A 23,214-nucleotide genomic window follows, 5' to 3' on the forward strand; every position below is an offset into this window, starting at 1 on the left:
CCCACGAGCCTAGTCACCCGCGCAACGAAGTGAGCCGGCAGACGACCGCCCCCACCGCGGCGGCCACGGCAGCGGCGCAGATCAGCGGCAGGACGGGGAGGTGGACCGCCCCGGTCAACGATCCGGTGACCAGCCCCGTGACCGCGTACTTCGCGGGCGAGCCGCTGGTCACCAGGGACAGCAGGGCGGCGAGCGCGGTGGTCGCGATCGACCAGCCGCGGCGGTGCAGCACCGGGCGCGTGCACAGCGCGCCGACCGCCGCTCCGAGCAACGCGCAGCAGGCGGCGGCGAGCAGCCCGGCGAGTCCGGCGGGCAGCAGCGGGACGCGGACGGTGTGGTCGGCGTTGGCCGGATCGCTGATCAGCAGCACGATCGCGGTGGCCGCCGTGCCCAGCAGTCCGGCGCAGCCCACGGCGGTGAGCAGCGACGCCAGATGGACCTTCGGCTGCCCGGTCACGGCGGCGGCGACGGTCCGGGCGGCGGGCGGTTCCTGGGTGGCGCAGAGCTGGACGAGCCAGGCGGTGACGGGCAGGAGCGCGGCGGCGGCGTAACCGAGCGAGTCGAGCACGGGCTGCCCCGACTGGACTCCCACGGCGAGGAAGACCGCGTACAGGAGGACGGGGGCGAGCCAGCGCTGGGAGCGGAGCAGCAGGGCGGCCTGGTAGCGGATCAGCGCGGTCATGGGAGCTGGGACGGTTCCGTTCGGGGCGTCGGTTCCAGTGCTGCCGCTGCCGACAGCTGCCGGATGTGCCATGGCGGGCGGGCCGTCAGCAGGGCGCGCAGCAGTGCGTCCGAGTGCACGGCCGCGACCGTGAGCCGCAGGGTGCCGTCGGGTCCGGGTTCCTGCGCGGGGGCGCCCGGCAGCCCAGCCGGAAGGGTGGCCCCGGAGGCGCCCGTGACCTCGATCCGTACCCGCGGCCCGGTCTCGTACGCCGCCTCCCGCGCCGTCACGGGGACGAGCCCGAGCCCCTCGACCCGGTGGGTGGCGTGGATCACGCCCGCCAGCCGGCGCGAATCATGGTCGACGAAGACGACGGTGGCTCCGGCCGTGACCCGTTCCGCGACGGCGCGGTCCAGTTCGTCGCGGGCCGCGGTGTCCAGGCCGGTCCATGCCTCGTCCAGGACCAGGAGTTCCGGTTCGGCCAGGAGGGCCTGGGCCACGGCGACCTTCTGGCTGGTGCCCTTGGAGAGTTCCGACAGCGGTGTACGGGCGTGGTCGGCGGCCCCGAACCGGGCCAGCCATGTCTGCGCCCGCCCGGTCGCCTCGGCGGTGCGCAGGCCGTGGATCCGGCCCAGGTGGACGAGGTACCCGGCCGCGGTGAAGGGCAGCGCCGCCGGGAAGCGCTCGGGGACGTAGGCCGTACGCGGCCTGCGGCCGGTGATCCGCCCCTCGGTCGGGGCGTCGATCCCCGCGAGCAGCCTCAGCAGGGTCGATTTGCCCGATCCGTTGGCGCCTTCGATCCGGACCAGGGTGTGCGCGGGCAGGTCGAGGTCGACCCCGCGCAGCACCCACGGTCCGCCGAGGCCGTAGCGACGGCCCACCCCGGTCAGGTTCAGTTGGCCGATGCCTTCTCGGGCTTGAGCTCGCTGGGTCGTACGATCACGAACCCCTCGCCGTCCAGCCTCAGTTGGACGGCCTCCCCGGAGCCGCCGCGGATCATCGAGCCGAAGCTCTGCGAGCGGTGCAGCGACGTGGCCAGTTGGCTGCTCCAGCCGACCACGGCGTCCGTGTCGACGCACACCGGCTGATGAGGCGTGACCGGGATCACTATGGGATGCCCCTCACACATCAGGCCGAGCTTGCCGTAGCCGCTGAAGACGCTGTTGAAGATTCCGCCGCCGGTCATCCCGGCACCCTTCACCGTCTTGATCTCGTACGAGAGCGTGGCGTCGAAACACAGGACGTTGCGACCGTTGATGGTGAGGACGTCGCCCTGCTCCATCTCCACGATGAAGCAGTTGGCGGCCTCGTGGGCGAACCACGCCTCGCCCTGGCCGCGGACCGCCATCAGCGGCAGCCCCTCTCCGGTGACGGCGCGCTTGAGCATGCCGCCGAGGCCCTGCCCCTTGCGCTCGAACTGCAGATCGCCGCGGAAGGCGACCATCGATCCCTGGCGTGCGTGCATCTCGCCGTTGACGGCGTACTTGATGGACTTGGTGTTCTGCAGGGTCATTCCGGGGGCGGTTGCCGGCTTGACCATGTTCTCGCTGGAAAAGAGATCGCTCTTCATGCGGTGCATCCTCACCCGGAGCGATTCATTCCGCCAAGGAGCCGGGAAACCCGGGAGAGGGACGGCTGGCAGACTTGGACGAGTGAGCAGCAATGACACCTCCCCTTCCCTGTCCCAGCCGGACGCCTCGGCCCGGTCGGGCGCCACGTCCACGTCCGTCTCCCCCTTCCAGTCCGAGCGGAACAGCCGGGACGACGCCCCGCAGTACGTACTGCCGCTGGTCGTGCACATCGAGAAGACCGACCCCCCGGCCCGCACCGACGCACTGCGCACCGCCGCCCGCGCCGTCCTCGTGATGCTCTCCGACGAGCGGTCCGTCGACGAGGGCGAGTGGGCGCAGGCCATCCACGACTGGCAGGACGCCCGGATCCGCAAGGTCGTGCGCCGGGCGCGCGGCGCGGAGTGGCGCAAGGCGTCCGCGCTTCCCGGCATCACTGTCACGGGCGAGAGCGCCGAGGTGCGGGTGTTCCCGCCGGTGCCGCTGGACGGCTGGCCGAAGGAGCTGGCCAAGCTCCAGGTGTCGGGCACGGACCTGGACGACCCCGAGCCGCCCGCCGCACCCGACCTGTCCGGCCCGGTGCTGTGGCTGAACCCGGAGCTCGGTATGTCCGCGGGCAAGGAGATGGCGCAGGCCGGGCACGGCGCACAGCTCGCCTGGTGGGAGCTGTCGGAGACGGAGCGCAAGGCATGGCGCGAGGCCGGGTTCCCGCTCTCCGTCGCCACCCCGGACCCCGCACGCTGGGCGGAACTCACCGTGAGCGGACTTCCGGTGGTGCGCGACGCCGGCTTCACGGAGATCGCCCCGGGGTCCTGCACGGTGGTCGCCGACCATCCGGCGCTGCGTCGCTGAGCGTCCGGCATGCGCCGTTGAACGCTCCGGTGCGCCGCTGCGTATCTCCCGATACTGCCCCACCGGCACTACTGACCAGTATCTTGAACGACCAGTCAGGCGCCGGTCGTTGGGACCGGCGGCTGATTCGACGCCGTCACACCTCGGCCCGGGAGAAACCTTGTTGCGACGCATCAACGGAACGGCCCTCATCATCGCGGCACTTGTCGCCACGCTCGGCGCGCTCGCCTATCCCGTCTGGTCCTACGCCGACCGTTCCGGCACCGGTCAGGCCAATCTCAACGCGTCGTCCGTCGCCACCCAGTGGGGTCCGCTCTCCGCGACCGACCGGGACTTCCTGGTGAGGGTGCGCTTGGCCGGTCTCTGGGAGCTCCCCGCCGGACAGCAGGCCATCGAGCGTGCGCCGAGCGAGGCGGTCAAGGCCGCCGGGGACCATCTGGTGGTCGGGCACACGGATCTGGACCGCCGGGCCCGGGACGTGGCCGCCAAGCTCGGGGTGGAACTGCCGAACCAGCCGACCGAGCAGCAGCAGGGCTGGCTGCGCGAGCTGACTGCGGCGAGCGGCGAGGACTACGAGCGCAAGTTCGCCAATCTGCTGCGGGCCGCGCACGGCAAGGTCTTCGCTCTGGTCGCCCAGGTCCGGGCCACAACCCGGAACTCGCTGATCCGTCAGCTGGCGACCGACACCAACCAGACCGTGCTGGACCACATCAACATGCTGGAGGGCACCGGCTTCGTCGACTACGACGCGATCGCCCGCGACGCGGCGGCCGGGGCGACGGCCAGTCCGACCGGGCCGCCCCCGCCGGCCGGCGGGGCGGTGCCGCCCCAGCCGGTGCCCGCGGAGCCGACCGGGGACCAGTCGTTCACTTCGCGTCCGTCCACCATGCCGATGCCCTGATCCGGCCCGGCCGGGGCCGCAACCTCAAATCCTGCTCTGAACGTCCCCCTCTTCGGATTGGCCCCCGCCCGACGGGGCCATTAACCCTGCACGGAGCGGAGGAGGGGGACACCATGGAGCTGGGCATCGGTATCGGCTGGCGGCCGGAAATAGCGGACGCGGTGGAGGCACTGCCGGGGATCGACTGGGTGGAGGCGGTCGCGGAGAACCTCTGCACCGACCATCTGCCCGACTCCCTGGTACGGCTCCGCGCGCGCGGCGTGACCGTCGTCCCGCACGGCGTCGCGCTGGGCCTCGGCGGGGCCGATCGCCCCGACCCCGGCCGACTCGCCGACCTCGCCGCCCGGGCCGCGCTGCTGGGCACGCCGCTGGTCACGGAGCACATCGCGTTCGTGCGGGCCGGGGGGCCGCGCACCGCGTCTCCGAGGCTCGAAGCGGGCCACCTGCTGCCCGTACCGAGGACCTGGGAAGCGCTGGACGTCCTGTGCGAGAACGTGCGGATCGCCCAGGACTCGCTGCCGGTGCCGCTGGCGCTGGAGAACATCGCGGCGCTGATCGCCTGGCCCGGCGAGGAGCTGACAGAGGGCCAGTTCCTGGCGGAACTGGTCGAGCGCACCGGAGTCAGACTGCTGATCGATGTCGCCAACCTGCACACCAACCATGTCAACCGTGGCGAGGACCCCGCAAAGGCGCTGGACGAACTGCCGGTGGAGGCGATCGCGTACGTACATGTGGCGGGCGGCATCGAGAAGGACGGCGTCTGGCACGACACGCACTCACACCCGGTGACCCGGCCCGTCCTGGACGTACTCGCCGAACTCCGCTCCCGGATCGCCCCGCCCGGCGTTCTGCTCGAGCGCGACGACGACTTCCCTCCGGCGGAGGAACTGGTCGGCGAACTGACCGCTGTCCGCGCCACGTTGGAAGCGGCAGGGAAGGCCCGGTCGGGCTCCACGTCCGAGGCGGGAGCGAACGGCTACGGCGGCGTTACCCCGGCCGCCTCCCCCGTCGCGCCCGCGGATGACGCCACCACTGCCGCCACCAGCACCAGCACTACCGGCACCGGTGTCGCCACCGATGGGGCGCGCGACCGCGCCGCCGTCGCGCAGACCGCCTTGCTCTCCGCACTCGTGGCGGGCACCCCCGCCCCCGAGGGCTTCGACCACCGTCGCCTGGGCGTCCAGAGCCGTGCGCTGGCCGCCAAGCGGGCCGACGTCGTCGCCAAGGTGGCGCCCGAGCTGCCCGGGATCCTCGGCGACGGCTACCGGGACGCCTTCCTCTCGTACGCCAGGACCCGCCCCATGTCCGCCGGATACCGGCGCGACGCACTGGACTTCGCCGAGCAGCTGCTGATCAACGGCCGGCCCGCTGACGACGCCGCCCGGCGTCGGCTGACCCACTGGTGGCAGGACCGTGCGGCCGCCAGGCCGCCCCGTCGCACCACCCGGCTGGTACGGGCCGCCCGCGCCGCGATCGCCGGAAGGTGACCGGAATGAACATCGTCGCTCTGCTCGTGACGCTCGGCGTCGTCGCCTCCTCGACGCTCCTGATCGTGGGGCTCTCAAAGGCCCGGCGCGGACCCGGTGGTCCTGTGCACGACCTCTACGAAGTGGCCTTCCTGAACGGCGGGCCCGGCAGGGTGGTGGACACCGCGCTCACCGCGCTCCAGGCGGACGGACGCCTGGCGGTCGGCGGCCCCGGCATCGTCGCCATCACGCAGCCGGTCGCCCACGACCCGGTGGAGAGGGCCGTAGTCCAGGCGCACGCCGCCGCCCCCAGCGGCGCGCTGCACACCCTGCGGGACGCGGCGATGCGGCACCCGGCCGTGCAGGAGGTCGGCGACGGACTCGCGGCTCGCGGTCTGCTGGCCGCGCCGGAGGCCACCGGGAAGTGGCACCGCTGGGGCTTGTTCCAGGGTTTGGGCTGCCTGCTGGCCATTCCGGCGTCCTTCGCGGTGACGGTGGCCCAGTTCCTGACGGATGACGATCCGACCGGCTTCTCCGTCCCCTTCATCGTCAAGGTGCTCCCTGCCCTGGTCGTGGGCATCCCGATCGGGTTCGTCTGCGCGGGCGTTGCTCGTGCCCGGATCACCGGGGCGGGCAGGAGGGCGGCCCAGCAGTACCGCGCCGCCCACGTCGGCACCGCGGAGCCGGCCCATCTGGTGGCGACGCTCGGACTGCGTGCACTGCCCGATCCCGTACTGCGGACGCAGCTGGTGACGGCGGCGCGGATGCGGACGACCGCCGGGCGGCGGCCGATGTCGCCCTCGCACCCCTCCTCGTCCTCCACCGGCAGCGGCGACTACCTCATGGCGACGGCGTGGTGCGCCGGTTCGGGCCCGGCCGACTCCGGCTGCGGAAGTTCCAGCGGAACCCCGGGCGGCGGAGGTGGCGGCGGGTGCAGTTCGGGAAGCAGCTGCAGTTCCGGCTCCAGCTGCTCCAGCAGCAGTTGCTCCAGCAGCAGTGGTTCGAGCTGCGGCGGGTCGAGCTGCAGCAGCAGCTCCTGAACGGGCGGCCGGGCTCCACTGCCGCTTCGGTCTCCTCGATGCACGTCCGTATGTTGGAAAGCCGTGGCGCTCCACCGTCCGCCTCGCATAGAAATCCCGACATGCTCTGGGTTCTGTTTCTGCTGGTTGCATGGGGGGCTGCGGCCCTCTCCTGTCTCAGGCTCTGTCTGGCCGCCTCGACCGTCGACCGGGCGCGGGACCCCGGAGACGTCGAACTGACCCTGTACGAGACCGCGTTCCTGACGGGCGGTCCGCACCGGGTCACCGACCTCGCCCTCGTCACCATGCATCTGCGCCGCCGCCTGCTGCTCGCCCACACCGGCTGGGCCACCGTCGTCGACCCCGAGGGCCGGGACGAGGTCGAGCGCACGGTGATCCGTGCCATCGGCCCGGAGGGGCAGTCGCCGATTCCTCCGATACGTTCGGCGACCGCCGCCGCCGATGCCGTACGCGCCCTCGCCGACCGCCTCGTCCGGGCGGGGCTGGCCCTGCCCGGCGGTGAACGGACCGACATCGCGTCGGCGGTGCGCGCGGTACGCGGATCAGCCCTGCTGGCGGCCGTGATGGCGGGTGCCGCGCTGCTGCTTCCCGGACAGGGACGGGGGTTCGGCAGCCCGGCGGCGGCCGAACTCGTCTGGTTCGGGCTGCCGCTCGTCCTGACCCTCGGCGCTCTGGCCATCGCCCGGATGGAGATCCATCCGTACAGCTCCTGGGCCTCGCCCACCGGGCAGCGGCTGCTGGACTCGGTCGCCGCCCCGGCGGGCGGCGCGGATCACGACGTCCTGACTGCGGTCGCCGTACGAGGTGTCCGTGCCGTCGACGATCCGGCGCTGCGCGCCGCGCTCTCGGGTGGCGGCCACCCGGCACATCCCCCGCACCGGGGTCATTGAATACAGCGCGGCCGGGGTCGACGTCCCGCCGGGACGACGCCCGGCACATGAGCAGGCCGGCCTTCGAGAGGCCAGGCCTGCCGTGCTCCCAGGGAGCAGGTAAGCGGCCCGCGCCGGGGCGGGCCGAAGACGGGCGGGGAAGGACGTGTCACTCCCCCGCCCGTCCCGGGAACGCCGCAGGTCAGGGCCTACGGCGCGCCCGGAGCCGAACCCGGTGTCGCTGGAGCGGCGGGCAGCGCACAGCCGTGCGCCGGCGCCCGCCGTCTGATCTTCCGGGTTGGGGTGGTCGGAGCCCGCTCGCTACGCGAGCCCGGCCACCAGGTCTGCGACGGACTTCCTGCGGCCCGTGTAGAAGGGGACCTCCTCGCGGACGTGCATCCGCGCCTCGGAGGCCCGCAGGTGACGCATGAGGTCGACGATGCGGTAGAGCTCGTCGGCCTCGAAGGCGAGGATCCACTCGTAGTCGCCGAGCGAGAAGGAGGCGACGGTGTTGGCGCGGACGTCGGGGTAGCCACGGGCCATCTTGCCGTGGTCCGCGAGCATCCGGCGGCGGTCCTCGTCGGGCAGCAGGTACCAGTCGTAGCTGCGCACGAAGGGGTAGACGCTGATGTAGTTGCGCGGCGTCTCGTCGGCCAGGAACGCCGGGATGTGCGCCTTGTTGAACTCGGCGGGGCGGTGCAGCGCCATGTTCGACCAGACCGGCTCCAGCGCCAGGCCCAGCTTGGTGCGCCGGAAGAGGTTGTACGCCTCCTGCAGCTCGTCCGCCGTCTCGGCGTGCCACCAGATCATGACGTCGGCATCGGCACGCAGGCCGGAGACGTCATAGGTGCCACGGACGGTGATGTCCTTGGCTGCGAGCTGGTCGAACAGCTCCTGGACCTCGTCGGCGTAGCCGGCGCGGTCGGCGGGGAGCACATCACGAAGCTTGAAGACGGACCACAGCGTGTAGCGGATGACCTCGTTGAGGTCCTTGGCCTTCTTGCCGGCGTTGGGGATCTTCTCAGGCGCACTCATACGGCTATTGTCCCGCCTCGCTCCGTGTGCCCTGAACCAGGGTGGGAGTGGCAATGATCTCTCCCGCGAGATCGGCGGCGATCTCGTCCGCGGCCCGGTGGGCACTGGCGATGCAGGCCGGGATGCCGACGCCGTCGTACACCGCTCCGCAGACCCGCAGTGCCGGCAGCTTGGCGACCTCGTCGCGGATCCGGGCGACCCGCGTCAGATGGCCGACGGGGTACTGGGGCAGGCCGCCGATCCACCGGGTGACCTCGGTGTCCACCGGCTTCGCGGCGAGTCCGGTCGCCTCGGCGAGGTCGCGCAGCGAGACGTCGACGAGTTCGGTGTCCTCGCGGTGCAGATGGTCCTCCTCTCCGTACCGGCCGACGGAGGTGCGCAGGACGAACAGGTCGGGGGCTGCGTCGGCGACCCACTGCCACTTGTGGGTGGAGAAGGTGGAGGCCTTGATGGTGCGGCCGTCGACCGGCGGTACGAGGAAGCCGGAGCGCCCGTCGAGGGCGCCCGTGGCAGCCACGTCGGAGCGCCGGAACGCCAGGGTGACCAACGCCATCGACGCGTACTCGACGCCCGCCAGCTCGACGGAGGCGGCCGGGGACTCGGCGGCGAGCAGCGTGGAGGCGGACCAGGCAGGGGTGGCGAGGACGATGCCGTCGGCGGTGATCACCCGGGTGTCGGTGCGGATGTCCCAGCCGTCGGTGGTACGGGTCAGACCCAGCACGGGCGTGGCGGTGAGGATCTCGCCGCCCCCCGCGCGCACGGCGTCGGCGACCGCATCCGGCAGGGTGCCGATGCCTCCGTCGATGCCCTGGAAGACCGGGCCGGTCTGCCGGCGGACCGCCGCCTCCTGCTGGATCCGCCGTACGCCGTCGAGCAGCGAGCCGCCCTCCCGGGCCACCTCGAAGAGCTGCGGTACGGCGGCACGCATCGAGAGCCGGTAGGCGTCGCCCGCGTACACCCCGCCGAGCAGCGGTTCCACGAGCCGGTCGACGACCTCCCGGCCCAGCCGGTCGGCGACGTACGCACCGACCGCGACGTCTTCGCCGACGTCGGTCGGAGTGAGGTGCCGCTCCTGCGCGATGCGGGCGAGACCCTCCGGCGACAGCACCCCGCCGAGCGCGGCCGGGTCGCCCGGCACGCCCATCACATGGCCCTTGGGCATCGGCCGCAGTTCGCCGCGCGTCCAGACCGCAGCCGTGGCCGTGGCCGGCGGCTGCAGCCGGTCACCGAGCCCGACGGCGCGCGCCAGGTCGACCGCCTCCGGCCGTCTGGCCAGCATCGACTCCGCACCCAGATCGACCTGGGTGCCCGCGATCCCACCGGTCATGAGCTTGCCCCCGAGCCGGTCGGTCGCCTCCAGGAGGGTGACCCGCAGACCGGTGCCCAGGAGCCGGTGGGCGGCGGCGAGTCCGGCGATGCCGCCGCCGATGACGACGACATGACCCGTACCTGTGTCCACGCGGTTTGTTGAACGCTGCATGCCTCCACTCTCTCAAATCTCTTCCGAGTCCCGAACGTGACCGCTTCGAAACTGGTAACGGGCAACCCGAACCCCGGTCCCGAACGTCGAACCGGCACCATCAACCACCCGCCCAGGGGGAGCAGTTATGCAGCCAGGACGCCATCCGGACCGCTCGTCCGCCCACCGTTCGCGCACGGTCCTCGCCGCCGGGGCGCTCGCCGCACTCCTCGCACTGAGCGGCTGCGGGGCGAGCGACAGCGCGGACAGCAAGAGCGCGGCAGGAGACAGCGCCAAGTACGCGGCCCCCCGCGCGGAACGCGACGCCGCCGCCGGGGCGGCGGACCAGGGGTCCGCCGAGAGCAGCTCGGCGGAGAAGAAGAAGCCCTCCGCGCTGTCCGCCCCCCATGTCATCCGCAAGGCCTCGCTCTCCGTGGAGGTGAAGAGTGTGCCGAAGGCGGTCGCGGCCGCCCGTGCGGCGGTGGAGAGTGCGGGCGGTCTGGTGGCGAGCGAGTCCACCGAGCGGCTCGACGCCACGCATGAGGAGTCGCACATCGTGCTGCGGGTGCCGCAGGGTGAGTACGACGCCGTGCTGCAGGAGCTGGCGGGTGGCGGGAAGCTGCTGTCCCGGACGACGTCGGCGAAGGACGTCACCGATCAGGTCGTCGATGTGGAGAGCCGGATAGCCACCCAGCGGGCGAGCGTCACCCGGGTGCGGAAGCTGATGGACCGGGCCGACAAGCTCGCCGATGTGGTCACTCTGGAAGGGGAACTGAGCAACCGTCAGGCCGAGCTGGAGTCGCTCCTCGCCCAGCAGGAGTCGCTGAAGGACCGCACCACGCTGGCGACGATCACACTCAGCCTCTCCGAGCCGGAGTCCCCGTCGAACAGCAAGGACGACGACGATCCGGGGTTCCTGGACGCGCTCGGCGGCGGCTGGCACGCGTTCGTGACGATGGTGCGGTGGATCGCGATGGCCGTGGGTGCGGCGGCGCCGTTCCTGGCCGCGGCGGCGGGGCTGCTGCTGCTCGGGCGGCTGCTGCGCACCTGGCTCGCCCGACGCAGGGTGCCCCAGGAACCCCAGGCATCCCAGCCGGACGAGCAGGCTCCCGCAGCACCGGAGGCTCCGTCCGCCCCCTGAGCGTCGTAGCGTGGACCTTCGGAGTTGACGCTCGAAGGGACCCGGCATGACAGCGGAGCGACTGGTGGTCATCGGCGGGGACGCGGCGGGCATGTCCGCCGCGTCCCAGGCCCGCAGGCTCAAGGGACCGGAGGAGCTGAGCATCGTCGCCTTCGAGCGGGGCCACTTCACCTCGTACTCGGCCTGCGGCATCCCGTACTGGGTCAGCGGCGACGTGGCGGACCGGGACGACCTCATCGCCCGTTCGCCCGAGGAGCACCGGGCCCGCGCCATCGAGCTGCGGATGCGCACCGAGGTGACGGAGATCGATGTCGCCGGGCAGCGGGTGCGGGCGCTCGACCGGGAGAGTGGGGAGACCTACTGGACCGGCTTCGACAAGCTGGTGATCGCGACGGGGGCCCGGCCGGTGCGTCCGGCCCTGCCCGGAATGGACGCGGCGGGGGTGCACGGCGTGCAGACCCTGGACGACGGCCAGGCGCTGCTGGACTCCCTGGACCGGGCGCCGGGGCGGCGCGCGGTCGTCGTCGGCGCCGGATACATCGGTGTCGAGATGGCGGAGGCGCTGCTGAAGCACGGCTTCCAGGTGACGGTCCTCAACCGCGGCGAGCAGCCGATGGCGACGCTCGACCCCGACATGGGGCGCCTGGTCCACGACGCGATGGACGGGCTGGGCATCACGACGGTGAACCGGGCCGAGGTCACCAAGATCCTCACCGGAGCGGACGGCCGCGTGACCGCGGTCGCCACGAACGACGCGAGCCACCCGGCGGATGTGGTGGTGCTCGGCATCGGTGTCGAACCGGAGACGACACTGGCCCGCGCGGCAGGCCTGCCCGTCGGCCCGCACGGCGGTCTGCTCACCGATCTGTCGATGCGGGTCGTCGGACACGACAACATCTGGGCGGGCGGCGACTGCGTCGAGGTCCTCGACCTGGTGGCGGGCCGCACCCGCCATATCGCGCTGGGCACCCATGCCAACAAACACGGCCAGATCATCGGGGCCAATGTCGGCGGCGGCTACGGCACGTTCCCGGGGGTGGTGGGCACCGCGGTCAGCAAGGTCTGCGATCTGGAGATCGCCCGGACGGGGCTGCGCGAGAAGGACGCCCACTCGGTGGGGCTGCGGTTCGTCACGGCGACGATCGAGTCGACGGGCCGGGCAGGTTACTACCCGGGCGCCCAGCAAATGACAGTGAAGATGCTCGCGGAGTACCGCACGGGCCGGCTGCTCGGGGTGCAGATCGTGGGCCGGGACGGGGCGGCGAAGCGGGTGGACATCGCCGCGGTCGCGCTCACCGCAGGGATGACGGTGGAACAGATGACGACGCTCGACCTCGGGTACGCCCCGCCGTTCTCGCCGGTCTGGGACCCCATTCTGGTGGCGGCGCGGAAGGCGGTGACGGCGGTACGGCGGGCGGGCACCGCCTGACGTTCATCCGGCACCGGTGGCGACGCCCGCGCCTCCCCGTTCTACGATGCCCGCATCGTAGAACGGGGAGGCGTCATGTCCATGGCCGGAATCCTGCTGTCGGCCGTGGTGGCGGTCGGCGCGCTGGCCATCGGCATCGCCCTGCAGGACTGGCGCCCACGCCCCCGCCGGTCCGACCGGGCCGGGCGGACCTGCCCGGACTGCGGGGACCTGCGGATACGGGCCGTCGGCCCCGGCAACCGGCTGAACGGCATGCTGGAGTGCCGCGCCTGTCACTGCGTCTGGTCCCCGAACGCCGCCGGGGGCTGAGCCCGGACCGGTACGGGCGCCCCAGGGCGGGAAAGCCCTCAGCGAGCGGTCTGCGTGTGTACGTACTCGACGAGCCGCGTCAGCGCGTCCGGGTCGGTCGTCGGCATCACACCGTGGCCCAGGTTGAAGACATGGCCCTCCAGACCGGCGGCCGCGTCCAGCACCTCGCGCGCCTTCGTCTCCACCGTCGCCGTCGGCGCGAACAGCACCGCCGGGTCGAGGTTGCCCTGAAGCGCCTTGCCGGGTCCGACCCGACGCGCACCCTCGTCCATCGGGACCCGCCAGTCGACGCCGACGACATCCGCGCCCGCCTCGCCCATCAGCCCGAGCAGTTCGCCGGTGCCGACACCGAAGTGGATGCGCGGGACACCGTACGGGGCGACGGCGTCGAAGACCTTCGCGGAGGCCGGCATCACGGAGCGGCGGTAGTCGGCGGGGGCGAGCGCACCGACCCAGGAGTCGAAGAGCTGCACGGCCGAGGCGCCCGCCTCGATCTGCACCTTCAGGAACGCGCCGGTGATCTCGGCCAGCCGGTCGAGGAGCTCGGCCCAGAGCTCCGGCTCGCCGTACATCATGGCCTTGGTGCGCTCGTGGTTGCGGGACGGACCGCCCTCCACGAGGTAGCTCGCGAGAGTGAACGGCGCACCGGCGAATCCGATGAGCGGCGTCGGGCCGAGCTCGGCGGTGAGCATGCCGATGGCTTCGGTGACGTAGTGGACGTCCTCCGGCGTGAGGTCGCGCAGCCGGGCCAGATCGGCGCGGGTCCGGATCGGGTCGGCGATGACCGGGCCGACACCGGGCTTGATGTCGAGGTCGATCCCGATGGCCTTGAGCGGGACGACGATGTCGCTGAAGTAGATCGCCGCGTCGACCTTGTGGCGGCGGACGGGCTGCAGCGTGATCTCGGTGACCAGCTCCGGCATCATGCAGGAGTCGAGCATGGCGATGCCCTCGCGCACCTTGAGGTACTCGGGCAGCGACCGCCCTGCCTGACGCATGAACCAGACCGGCGTGTGCGGCACCGGCTCGCGGCGGCATGCCTTCAGGAACGCCGACCCATGGGTGGCGGAGGTCTTCGTCTGCTGGCCCGAGGGGCGATCGTTGGCACTCACGCACAGAATCTTCGCATGAAGCGGTAAGGAGCCGGGTCCGCGCAGGGTGTCCCTCCCTGCACGAGGCTCCGGTTCCGCCTACTCTTCCCCGCATGGCTCCGGCTCAGGGACAATTTTCCGAACAATCCGATGGCGCTGACAGCAAGGACAGTGCGGAGGGCAGTTCCGTCCCGCCCGCGTTCCGGTCGGCGGTGGAAGCGTTGCGCTCGGCGCGGCTCCGCCCCGAGCTGGAAGTGGAGCCGACTCGGCCGCCTCAGCGTCTCGCTCCGTACGCGTACGCCGTGGAGGCGGCGGTCGTCGAGGGCGAGAACGATCTCGCGGACGGCCGCCTCGTGCTGCTCCACGATCCGGCCGGCCACGAAGCCTGGCACGGCACGTTCCGTCTGGTGACGCTGGTCCGCGCCGAGCTGGAGCCGGAGATGGCTTCCGACCCGCTGCTGCCGGAGGTGTGCTGGTCCTGGCTGACCGGTGCGCTGGAGGCGCGCGGCCTGTCGTACGGGGAGGCGGGCGGCACGGTCACCCGGGCAGGTTCGCACTACTTCGGTGCGCTGTCCGAGCGGCGCCCGGCGACGCAGATCGAGATCCGGGCGTCCTGGACCCCGCGCGAGGGGCGGGGCGGGGCGCCGGACACGGCGGCGCATCTGGTGGCGTGGGGGGATCTGCTGTGCCAGATCGCCGGTCTGCCGCCGTCGGGTCCGGCCGACGCGGCGGTGGTGACGCTGCCTCAGCGGCGCGGCCCGCAGGTTCCGTAGCCGGCCGTTTCGCCGCTACACCTTTGATGCAGTCCGAAACGTATCGGCAACAATCCGTCACAGGCTTCACCCGGATACCGGCATTTTTTTCGTACAATCGATCGCCCGTCCGATTTGCCCGAATTGTTACTCACTAAATCGTGATCTTCCTCTAAAGGAGGACGGGTCTGCTGCCGAAGAGGTCAATGACCCTTCAAGCACGGTTCGCCCCGGCTTCATCCCCGAGCCGGCCCGTCCCGCCACTCCCCAGGAGGCCTGGTGTCCGTTCTCCTCGAGCAGCCCGCAAGCCTGGTCGCCTACCGCCCGAACAAGCCGACGGCCATGGTCGTCGTGGCCGACCCGCGCGTCCGTTCCACCGTCACCCGCCATCTGTGGGCACTCGGAGTACGTGACGTCATCGAGGCGTCGTCCATCGCGGAGGCCCGTCCCCGCGTCGGCAACCCGCGCGACATCTGTGTTGCCGACGTCCATCTGCCCGACGGTTCCGGGCTGACCCTGCTGTCCGAAACCCGAGCCGCCGGCTGGCCGAACGGCCTCGCCCTCTCCGCCGCCGATGACATCGGCGCCGTACGCAACGCCCTCGCGGGCGGCGTGAAGGGCTATGTCGTCACCGGCACACGCACCAATATCGGCCACCCCACCCGTCCCGGCGTCGCTCCCATCGGCGCCAATGCCGCCCGTATGCACCGCCGGCCCCCCGGCACCCCGAGCCACCCGGGCGGCTACCGCGAACTGTCCGGCCGCGAGGTGGAGGTCCTCCGGCTGGTCGCCGAAGGGCAGTCCAACAAGGCCATCGGTGTCTCCATGGGGCTTTCCGCCCTGACCGTCAAGAGCCACCTCGCCCGCATCGCCCGCAAGCTCGGCACCGGAGACCGCGCCGGAATGGTCGCCGTGGCCCTGCGCACGGGCATCATCCACTGACCCGCACACCCCGGCCGGCCAGCAGAACGATGCGGACCGGCTGGTTTACATTCATCGGCGCCCGTCGACGGAACGTTCCGTCGACGGGCGCCGTGCATACACAGATACCCTTGACACGTGACCGACGCCCAAGAGACCGCAGCAGACACTTCACTGCGAACCACCGGGGGCGCTCCCCCGGACGACGTCGCCCCGGCGCCGATCCCCTTGCTCGAACCTCGCGAGGGCATTCCCCCGGTGGTGGCCTCCAACGACGCCCTCGCCCAGGTGGTCGCGGCTTTCGCCGCGGGCACCGGCCCCGTCGCCGTCGATGCCGAACGCGCATCCGGCTACCGCTACGGCCAGCGCGCCTATCTCGTACAGCTGCGGCGCGACGGCGCGGGCAGCGCCCTGATCGACCCGGTCGGCTGCCCCGACCTGACGTCGCTCGGCGAGGCGCTGCGCGGCAGCGAGTGGATCCTGCACGCCGCCACCCAGGACCTGCCCTGCCTGCGCGAAATAGGGATGGCTCCCACCGAACTCTTCGACACGGAGCTCGCCGGACGGCTGGCGGGCTTCCCGCGGGTCGGCCTCGGCGCGATGGTCGAGAACGTGCTCGGCTACGCGCTGGAGAAGGGGCACTCCGCCGTCGACTGGTCCACCCGCCCGCTGCCCGACCCCTGGCTGCGATACGCCGCGCTCGATGTCGAGCTGCTGATCGATCTGCGCAACGCCCTGGAGGAGGAGCTCGAACAGCAGGGCAAGCTGGAGTGGGCGCAGGAGGAGTTCGACGCGATCGCCTCGGCACCGCCCGCTCCCCCGCGCAAGGACCCGTGGCGCCGCACGTCCGGTATGCACAAGGTGCGCCGCCGCCGTCAGATGGCGGTCGTACGGGAGCTGTGGAACACCCGTGACCAGGTCGCGCAGCGCCGGGACATCTCGCCCGGCAAGGTCCTCGGTGACGGCGCGATCATCGAGGCGGCCCTCTCCCTCCCGCCGAACACCCAGGCGCTGACCACCCTGCCGGGCTTCGGCCACCGCATGGGCCGGCGTCAGCTGGAGCAGTGGCAGGCGGCCATCGACCGGGCCAAGGCGCTCCCCGAGGCCGAGCTCCCGCAGCCCGGCCAGCCCCTCCTGGGCCCGCCGCCGCCGCGCTCCTGGGCGGACAAGGACCCGGCGGCCGCCGCCCGGCTCTCGGCGGCCCGCGCCGCGGTGTCGGAGCTGGCCGAACGGCTGCACATGCCGCAGGAGAACCTGATCACGCCGGACACCGTGCGCCGGGTCTGCTGGGAGCCGCCGAAGAACCCGACGCCGGACGCGGTCGAGGACGCACTCACCACGTACGGGGCCCGGCGCTGGCAGATCGCACAGGTCGCGCCGCTCCTGCTGCGCGCCCTGACGTCGGCGACGGCCTGAACCTCGCACCTCCCCTTCCCGCACGACTTTCCCTGGACGACGCTGCACGACATCGTGCGACGAAAACGCCTTCGGCCGACCGGTCGGGGGCGTTTTCGTCTGCCGGAGTGCGGCCGCAGAGCGGTCGGGGACGATCGGAATCGCGCCAGCTTGTCCCCGCCCCGGCATGTGACGTTCGCCGCTCCCGCCGTGAGGGGTGGGCAGTCTGGTTACCCGCAAGTAGCATGATGGTGGCGGCGCGCTTCCGGGCGTGCCGCGCAGCAGTGCCATCCCGCACCCTGGAGGAGAGCCATCGTGCCTCGTACCATCCGGGACGTCGTCTTCGTCGACGGCGTCCGCACCCCGTTCGGCAAAGCGGGCCCGAAGGGCATCTACCACGAGACCCGCGCCGACGATCTCGTCGTGAAGGCCATCCGGGAGCTGCTGCGCCGCAACCCGGACCTGGACCCGGCCCGTATCGACGAGGTCGCCATCGCCGCGACCACCCAGATCGGCGACCAGGGCCTGACGCTGGGCCGGACCGCCGGAATCCTGGCCGGTCTGCCGCAGTCCGTCCCCGGTTACTCCATCGACCGCATGTGTGCGGGCGCACTGACCGCCGTCACGTCGACGGCCGGTTCCATCGCCTTCGGCGCGTACGACGTCGTCGTCGCCGGTGGCGTCGAGCACATGGGCCGCCACCCGATGGGCGAGGGCGTTGACCCGAACCCGCGCTTCGTATCGGAGAAGCTGGTCGACGAGTCCGCCCTGTTCATGGGCATGACTGCGGAGAACCTGCACGACCGGTACCCGCAGATCACCAAGCTCCGCGCCGACGAGTACGCAGTCCGCTCGCAGGAGAAGGCCGCCAAGGCGTACGCCAACGGCAAGATCCAGCAGGACTTGGTGCCGGTCTCCGTGCGCCGCACCAACGCCGAGGCAGGCGAGACGGGCTGGGGCCTGGTCACCGCCGACGAGCCGATGCGTCCGGGCACCACGCTGGAGTCCCTGGCCGGTCTGAAGACCCCGTTCCGCCCCCACGGCCGCGTCACCGCCGGTAACGCCGCGGGCCTCAACGACGGCGCCACCGCCTCGCTGCTCGCCGCCGAGGACGTCGCCCGCGAGCTCGGTCTCCCGGTCAAGATGCGCCTCATCTCGTACGCCTTCGCCGGTGTCGAGCCCGAGGTCATGGGATACGGCCCGATCCCGTCGACGGAGAAGGCCCTCGCCAAGGCCGGTCTGTCGATCGGTGACATCGGCCTGTTCGAGATCAACGAGGCGTTCGCCGTCCAGGTGCTCGCCTTCCTCGACCACTACGGCATCGCCGACGACGACGCGCGCGTCAACCAGTACGGCGGCGCCATTGCGTACGGTCACCCGCTGGCCTCCTCCGGTGTGCGTCTGATGACGCAGCTGGCCCGTCAGTTCGAGGAGCAGCCGCAGGTCCGCTACGGCCTGACCACCATGTGCGTCGGCTTCGGCATGGGCGCGACGGTCATCTGGGAGAACCCGAACTTCGACGGAGGCAACAAGTGAGCACCACCACTGAGCTTCTGAAGGGCGCAGCCGAGCTGTTCCCGGGCGAGGTCGTCACGCAGGCGCACGTGCGCCACCTCGACCTGCCGGCGGGCGCGGGCAGGTTCGCCCTCATCACGCTGGACAACGGCCTGGACCACACCAAGCCGACCACCTTCGGACCGCAGTCGCTGGCGAACCTGAACGCCGCCATCGACCAGGTCGAGAAGGAGGCCGCCGAGGGTGCGATCACCGGTATCGGCATCACCGGCAAGCCGTTCATCTTCGCGGTCGGCGCCGACCTCAAGGGCGTCGAGCTGCTGAAGAACCACGACGACGCGCTCGCCATCGGCAAGGGCGGCCACGACGTCTTCCGCCGCCTCTCCGGCCTCGCGGTCCCGACGTTCGCGTACTACAACGGCGCGGCGATGGGCGGCGGTGTCGAGGTCGGTCTGCACTGCTCGTACCGCACCGTCTCCAAGGCGCTGCCCGCGTTCTCGCTGCCCGAGGTCTTCCTCGGTCTGGTCCCCGGCTGGGGCGGCTGCGCCCTGCTGCCGAACCTGATCGGCGCCGACCGCGCGGTCTCGGTGATCATCGAGAACTCGCTGAACCAGAATCGTCAGCTCAAGGGCAAGCAGGTCTTCGAGCTCGGGATCGCCGATGCCCTCTTCGAAGGTGCGGACTTCCTGGAGCAGTCGCTGATCTGGACCGCGAACGTGCTGAACGGCACGGTCACGGTGGAGCGCCCCGAGGTCGACCGCGGTGACGCCTGGGACCAGGCCGTCGCCCGTGGCAAGGCCATCGCCGACTCCAAGGTGCACGGCGCCGCCCCGGCCGCTTACCGCGCGCTGGAGATCATCGCCGCGGCGAAGGACGGCGACCTGAGCGCCGGCTTCGACGCCGAGGACCAGGCCCTCGCGGACCTGATCATGGGCGGCGAGCTGCGCTCCGGGATCTACGCCTTCAACCTGGTCCAGAAGCGCGCCAAGCGCCCGGCCGGTGCCCCGGACAAGAACCTGGCCCGCCCGGTCACCAAGGTCGGCGTGGTCGGCGCCGGTCTGATGGCCTCGCAGCTGGCGCTGCTGTTCCTGCGCCGCCTGGAGGTGCCGGTCGTCCTGACCGACATCGACCAGGAGCGCGTCGACAAGGGTGTGGGCTACGTCCACGCCGAGATCGAGAAGCTGCTGGGCAAGGGCCGGATCAACCAGGACAAGGCCAACCGCCTCAAGGCCCTGGTCTCCGGTGTGCTGGACAAGGCGGAGGGCTTCTCCGACGCCGACTTCATCATCGAGGCCGTCTTCGAGGAGATCGGCGTCAAGCAGCAGGTGTTCGCGGAGGTCGAGGCGGTCGCCCCGGCGCACGCGATCCTCGCCACCAACACCTCGTCCCTCTCGGTCACCGAGATGGCGTCGAAGCTGCAGCACCCGGAGCGGGTCGTCGGCTTCCACTTCTTCAACCCGGTCGCGATCCTCCCGCTGCTGGAGATCGTGCGCGGCGAGAAGACCGACGACGCCTCGCTGGCCACGGCGTTCGGTGTGGCGCGGAAGTTGAAGAAGACCGCGGTGCTGGTGAAGGACGCCCCGGCGTTCGTCGTCAACCGCATCCTCACCCGCTTCATGGGCGAGATCCAGAACGTCATCGACGAGGGCACCCCGGTCGAGGTCGCCGAGAAGGCGATCGAGCCCCTCGGCCTGCCGATGTCCCCGCTGGTCCTCCTCGAACTGGTCGGCCCGGCCATCGGTCTGCACGTGTCCGAGACCCTGAACCGCGCCTTCCCGGAGCGTTTCACCGTCTCCGAGAACCTCGCGGCGGTCGTCAAGGCCGGCAAGCGCGGCTTCTACGTATACGACTCCGGCAAGCCAGAGCTCGACCCGGAGGTCGCCGCTCTCCTCAAGCAGGGCGATGTCGTCCTGCTTGAGGAGCAGGTCCGCGACCGCGTCCTGGACGCGGTGGCGCAGGAGATCGGTCTGATGCTGGACGAGGGCGTCGTCGCCGAGGCCCAGGACATCGACCTCTGCCTGATCACCGGTGCGGGCTGGCCCTTCCACCTGGGCGGCATCACGCCGTACCTGGACCGTGAGGGCGTCTCGGAGCGGGTGAACGGCAAGAAGTTCCTGGCGCAGGGCGTAGCGAGCGTTCCGGCGTAAGTTGGCAGGCCTGCCTGCGTGACAGGCCGGTCGTAGGACCGGACGGACCGTACGGGATCATGTCCCGTACGGTCCGTGCGCGTTCGGGCCGACGAAGCGTCCGGGCGGGAAGAATCCGGGCAGAGGGAGAGGCCGCGTCATGCCGCGTCGTCCCGGGATACTGACGAAGGTCTCCGCCGCGGCACCGCGCTCGCGGACCCCGTGGCTGACCCCGGTGGCCGCGGCCCTGGTCGCTCTCGTCGTGGTCACGCTGTCCGGCCGGCCCGGCGTCACTCACGCGCCCCTGGCGGACGCCGTACCGGCAGAGCTGCGGATCGCGACCTGGAACATGTGCGGCGTACGGCAATGGAACTGCGAGGACACCGGGAGCAGCCGGCGGAAGATCGAGGCGCTGAAGCGGCTGGCCGCTGTCGACGGCGCGCAGGTGATCATGCTGCAGGAGGTCTGCGCCGGGGATCTCACCTCGGCGCGGAAGGAACTGGGCAACGGTTGGCGCAGCACCTTCCGGGCGTACGCCTACCGCGACGCCCGGGGGCGGCAGGCCGATGTCCGGTGCGCGGAGCAGCGTCAGGGACAGGCGGGCTTCGCGATCCTCGCCTCGTCGCCGCTGTCCCGTGTCTCGGTGGTGCCCTCGCGGCAACCGGCCGTCGGGCTGCGCAGGGGTATCCTCTGCGCCACGGTCGCCTCCCACGGCGTCCAGGTATGCAATGCACACCTGACTCTGCCCGGCGGCGACCGGGCGCATCCGGACTGGGAATACCGTGACGACCAGCTCTCGTCGCTGGTGGGCGCGGCGGACGCGCGCACGGTGTTCGGCGGGGACCTGAACAGTGCGCCGCCTTCGGCCGGGAGCCAGGACAGCTGGATCTGGCCGTACGACATGTACCGCGGCTACCGGGAGTGTGACCAGGGGTCGGCCTCCTCACGCGGCGGCCGAGCCACTCATCTCACCGGTCACAAGGTGGACTACCTGTTCACCGCACTGCCGCGAACGCATTGCTCGGTACGGGCGACCGCGGCATCGGACCACCTGGCGCTCGTCATGGGGGTCAGGGCCGGCTGACGAAGCGGCGGGTCCCCCTGCGGGCGCGGCGTCAGTAGCCGGAAGTCAGGTGCTGCGCCGGCGCCGGTGAGGCGTAGGCATTCACGACACTGAAGGTGACCGCGGTCCGCTGGGACTTGTTGCCGCCCATGTCCACCGCATGGCACTCCACGGTGTGCGGCCCCTCGGTCCAGGACCAACCCGATTCCCACGACCAGCTGCTGTCCGGGGCCACCGGTGCCATGCCGAGCGGCATACCCTCCTCCACGAACTCCACATGCACCGCGCCCGGCGCATACCCCATGAGGCCGATGACCGGGCCCGGAACCTGCTGACCCGGAGCCGGTACCGAGATGACAGGGGCCGGGGCCGAGGGACCGGCCGTCTGCTGCACCGGCAGCTGTCCGCCGGACGCCATGTGCGGGCCCGGTGACGGGGAGCCCTGCGCCTGGACGGTGAAGGCGACCTCGGTCGCGGGTGAGGCGAAGCCGGTGGTGTCCACCGCGAAGATGCGGACGACATGCTGCCCCTTGGACCAGGGCCTACCCAGCTCCCAGGACCAGCTGCCGTCGGGCGCGGCCTGGGGCGAGCCCAGGAACTTTCCGTGCTCCCAGATACTCACCCGCACAGCGCCCGGCGCGGAGCCGGTAAATCCGACCGTGGGCGTATGGACCTGCTGGCCGGGCGACGGGGTGAAGACCATCGGGGCGGGGAACGACGGGCGCACCTGGGACGTCGCCTTCAGGTAGCCATCGATGGCGGATCTGTCGGCGTCGGGCTGCTCGCGGCCGTTGCCGACGAAGCCGAGACGCGGTGCCATGCCGTCGATGAGGAAGTTGATGAGCCCCATGAGCATGGGCACGTTTCTCCTGGTCACATCGGTGTGATCGGAGATGAAGGGAGAGTCGCTGAAGATGAAGTTGAAGTTCTCGTAGCCGTTGAAGAGGCCGAGGAACGGCTCCACCTGCACCGGGTACTGCTCGTCCTGCGGCGAGGAGAGCACGTAGATGTTGGCCCCGCGGTTCGCCCCGGCGCGGACCAGGTCGGGGATCGCATTGTCGAGGACGCGGATGTTCGTCTCCGTGACCTGGCCCATCATGAACTCCGCGACCGACGGGTGCTTCTCCAGATAGGTGCCGATCAGGAACTGCGGGACGATCGAGACAATGTTCCGGAAGCCGTACTTCAGGCCGAAGTAGAGCGCTGCGCTGCCACCCTTGGAGCCGCCCCACATGGTGCACTGGTCCGGGGTGAGGCCCAGCGAGTTCATCACATTGGATATGAGGGTGATGACGGACCGCTCCAGTTCGAAGTCCATCCCCTTGCACAGGTAGTAGCTGTTCTTGCCGTCGAACTGGTCACGGATCCACAGGATGTTGGACCGGAGATTGTCGAAGACCCCGTTCGACCACCCGTAGTCGTCGGGCGCGGCAAAGTTGGCGAAGACGACCACCAGGTGCTGGTTGCCCTTCTTCGCATGGGCGAACCTGTACTGAACCGGGTACTTCCCGGAGGCTTCGATGCCACTGTGCGGGGCGCCGCCGGAAGGTGCGTTGGACATGGTTCGGGAACTCCGATCTCGTGGGGGTCCTCACACGGCATCGGCGCGCTCGGCACGCCT

At 71.2% G+C, this 23,214-nt stretch carries 21 protein-coding genes; 14 read left to right on the top strand and 7 right to left on the bottom strand.

Features of this window, described 5'->3' with window-relative positions:
- Nucleotides 1-13: 13 nt before the first annotated feature.
- The 3 genes from ACWCP8_RS25360 to ACWCP8_RS25370 are packed head-to-tail and all read right to left on the bottom strand — an operon-like array spanning nucleotide 14 to nucleotide 2,231.
- Nucleotides 14-682, bottom strand: coding sequence for an ABC transporter (locus ACWCP8_RS25360; RefSeq protein WP_356000879.1), 669 nt, complete (start codon nucleotides 680-682; stop codon nucleotides 14-16).
- On the bottom strand, nucleotides 679-1,557 hold the full coding sequence (locus ACWCP8_RS25365; protein ID WP_451118378.1) for an ATP-binding cassette domain-containing protein: 879 nt from the start codon (nucleotides 1,555-1,557) through the stop codon (nucleotides 679-681). Before ACWCP8_RS25365 ends, ACWCP8_RS25360 begins: the two co-directional genes overlap by 4 nt.
- Entirely contained in the window at nucleotides 1,554-2,231 is a 678-nt protein-coding gene (locus ACWCP8_RS25370; protein ID WP_352264790.1) for an AIM24 family protein, read from the bottom strand. Before ACWCP8_RS25370 ends, ACWCP8_RS25365 begins: the two co-directional genes overlap by 4 nt.
- 82 nt (nucleotides 2,232-2,313) lie before the next feature.
- Between ACWCP8_RS25370 and ACWCP8_RS25375 the strand changes: the two genes are divergently transcribed.
- The 5 genes from ACWCP8_RS25375 (at nucleotide 2,314) to ACWCP8_RS25395 (ending at nucleotide 7,378) form a co-directional block, all read left to right on the top strand.
- Nucleotides 2,314-3,081 (top strand): peptidyl-tRNA hydrolase, encoded by a 768-nt coding sequence (locus tag ACWCP8_RS25375; RefSeq protein WP_451118321.1) that lies wholly within the window; start codon nucleotides 2,314-2,316, stop codon nucleotides 3,079-3,081.
- Between the two features lie 163 nt (nucleotides 3,082-3,244).
- On the top strand, nucleotides 3,245-3,982 hold the full coding sequence (locus ACWCP8_RS25380; RefSeq protein ID WP_356000919.1) for a DUF4142 domain-containing protein: 738 nt from the start codon (nucleotides 3,245-3,247) through the stop codon (nucleotides 3,980-3,982).
- A gap of 113 nt (nucleotides 3,983-4,095) precedes the next feature.
- Entirely contained in the window at nucleotides 4,096-5,469 is a 1,374-nt protein-coding gene (locus ACWCP8_RS25385; protein WP_451118323.1) for a DUF692 domain-containing protein, read from the top strand.
- Between the two features lie 5 nt (nucleotides 5,470-5,474).
- Nucleotides 5,475-6,488 carry a TIGR04222 domain-containing membrane protein gene (locus tag ACWCP8_RS25390; RefSeq protein WP_451118325.1) on the top strand — a complete coding sequence of 338 codons (1,014 nt, stop codon included), beginning with the start codon at nucleotides 5,475-5,477 and terminating at the stop codon, nucleotides 6,486-6,488.
- 101 nt (nucleotides 6,489-6,589) lie between these two features.
- Nucleotides 6,590-7,378 carry a TIGR04222 domain-containing membrane protein gene (locus ACWCP8_RS25395; protein ID WP_451118327.1) on the top strand — a complete coding sequence of 263 codons (789 nt, stop codon included), beginning with the start codon at nucleotides 6,590-6,592 and terminating at the stop codon, nucleotides 7,376-7,378.
- Between the two features lie 300 nt (nucleotides 7,379-7,678).
- Here ACWCP8_RS25395 and hemQ read toward each other — a convergent pair whose 3' ends face one another.
- Both hemQ and hemG read right to left on the bottom strand, forming a co-directional pair.
- On the bottom strand, nucleotides 7,679-8,392 hold the full coding sequence (gene hemQ, locus ACWCP8_RS25400; RefSeq protein ID WP_313939704.1) for a hydrogen peroxide-dependent heme synthase: 714 nt from the start codon (nucleotides 8,390-8,392) through the stop codon (nucleotides 7,679-7,681).
- A 4-nt stretch (nucleotides 8,393-8,396) separates the two neighbouring features.
- Nucleotides 8,397-9,872, bottom strand: a complete 1,476-nt coding sequence (gene hemG, locus ACWCP8_RS25405; RefSeq protein ID WP_451118329.1) for a protoporphyrinogen oxidase — start codon at nucleotides 9,870-9,872, stop codon at nucleotides 8,397-8,399.
- 127 nt (nucleotides 9,873-9,999) lie between these two features.
- On the opposite strand from hemG, the gene ACWCP8_RS25410 reads away from it, so the two are divergent.
- The 3 genes from ACWCP8_RS25410 (at nucleotide 10,000) to ACWCP8_RS25420 (ending at nucleotide 12,730) form a co-directional block, all read left to right on the top strand.
- Nucleotides 10,000-10,992, top strand: coding sequence for a DUF4349 domain-containing protein (locus ACWCP8_RS25410; RefSeq protein WP_451118331.1), 993 nt, complete (start codon nucleotides 10,000-10,002; stop codon nucleotides 10,990-10,992).
- A 46-nt stretch (nucleotides 10,993-11,038) separates the two neighbouring features.
- Complete coding sequence (locus ACWCP8_RS25415; RefSeq protein WP_451118333.1) at nucleotides 11,039-12,421, top strand: FAD-dependent oxidoreductase; 1,383 nt, start codon at nucleotides 11,039-11,041, stop codon at nucleotides 12,419-12,421.
- Between the two features lie 75 nt (nucleotides 12,422-12,496).
- A complete protein-coding gene (locus ACWCP8_RS25420; protein ID WP_451118335.1) occupies nucleotides 12,497-12,730 on the top strand; it encodes a hypothetical protein in 234 nt (77 codons plus the stop codon).
- Between the two features lie 38 nt (nucleotides 12,731-12,768).
- Here the strand turns inward: ACWCP8_RS25420 and hemE are convergent, their stop codons facing one another.
- Nucleotides 12,769-13,842, bottom strand: a complete 1,074-nt coding sequence (gene hemE, locus ACWCP8_RS25425; protein ID WP_352264778.1) for a uroporphyrinogen decarboxylase — start codon at nucleotides 13,840-13,842, stop codon at nucleotides 12,769-12,771.
- A 92-nt stretch (nucleotides 13,843-13,934) separates the two neighbouring features.
- Here hemE and ACWCP8_RS25430 point away from each other — a divergent pair, with 92 nt between their 5' ends.
- From ACWCP8_RS25430 to ACWCP8_RS25455, 6 genes are all read left to right on the top strand, one after another.
- A complete protein-coding gene (locus ACWCP8_RS25430) occupies nucleotides 13,935-14,594 on the top strand; it encodes a DUF3000 domain-containing protein (protein ID WP_352264776.1) in 660 nt (219 codons plus the stop codon).
- 258 nt (nucleotides 14,595-14,852) lie between these two features.
- A complete protein-coding gene (locus ACWCP8_RS25435) occupies nucleotides 14,853-15,515 on the top strand; it encodes a helix-turn-helix transcriptional regulator (protein WP_024488613.1) in 663 nt (220 codons plus the stop codon).
- Nucleotides 15,516-15,632: 117 nt separating this feature from the next.
- Nucleotides 15,633-16,910, top strand: coding sequence for an HRDC domain-containing protein (locus ACWCP8_RS25440; protein WP_451118338.1), 1,278 nt, complete (start codon nucleotides 15,633-15,635; stop codon nucleotides 16,908-16,910).
- Between the two features lie 294 nt (nucleotides 16,911-17,204).
- A complete protein-coding gene (locus ACWCP8_RS25445) occupies nucleotides 17,205-18,425 on the top strand; it encodes a thiolase family protein (protein WP_451118340.1) in 1,221 nt (406 codons plus the stop codon).
- On the top strand, nucleotides 18,422-20,551 hold the full coding sequence (locus ACWCP8_RS25450; protein WP_451118342.1) for a 3-hydroxyacyl-CoA dehydrogenase NAD-binding domain-containing protein: 2,130 nt from the start codon (nucleotides 18,422-18,424) through the stop codon (nucleotides 20,549-20,551). Before ACWCP8_RS25445 ends, ACWCP8_RS25450 begins: the two co-directional genes overlap by 4 nt.
- Nucleotides 20,552-20,690: 139 nt before the next feature.
- Nucleotides 20,691-21,614, top strand: a complete 924-nt coding sequence (locus ACWCP8_RS25455; protein WP_451118344.1) for an endonuclease/exonuclease/phosphatase family protein — start codon at nucleotides 20,691-20,693, stop codon at nucleotides 21,612-21,614.
- 31 nt (nucleotides 21,615-21,645) lie between these two features.
- On the opposite strand, the gene ACWCP8_RS25460 is transcribed toward ACWCP8_RS25455, so the two are convergent.
- Nucleotides 21,646-23,154, bottom strand: a complete 1,509-nt coding sequence (locus ACWCP8_RS25460; RefSeq protein WP_451118346.1) for a hypothetical protein — start codon at nucleotides 23,152-23,154, stop codon at nucleotides 21,646-21,648.
- Nucleotides 23,155-23,214 lie beyond the last annotated feature (60 nt).

This window comes from Streptomyces sp. NPDC002206 (assembly GCF_053593595.1).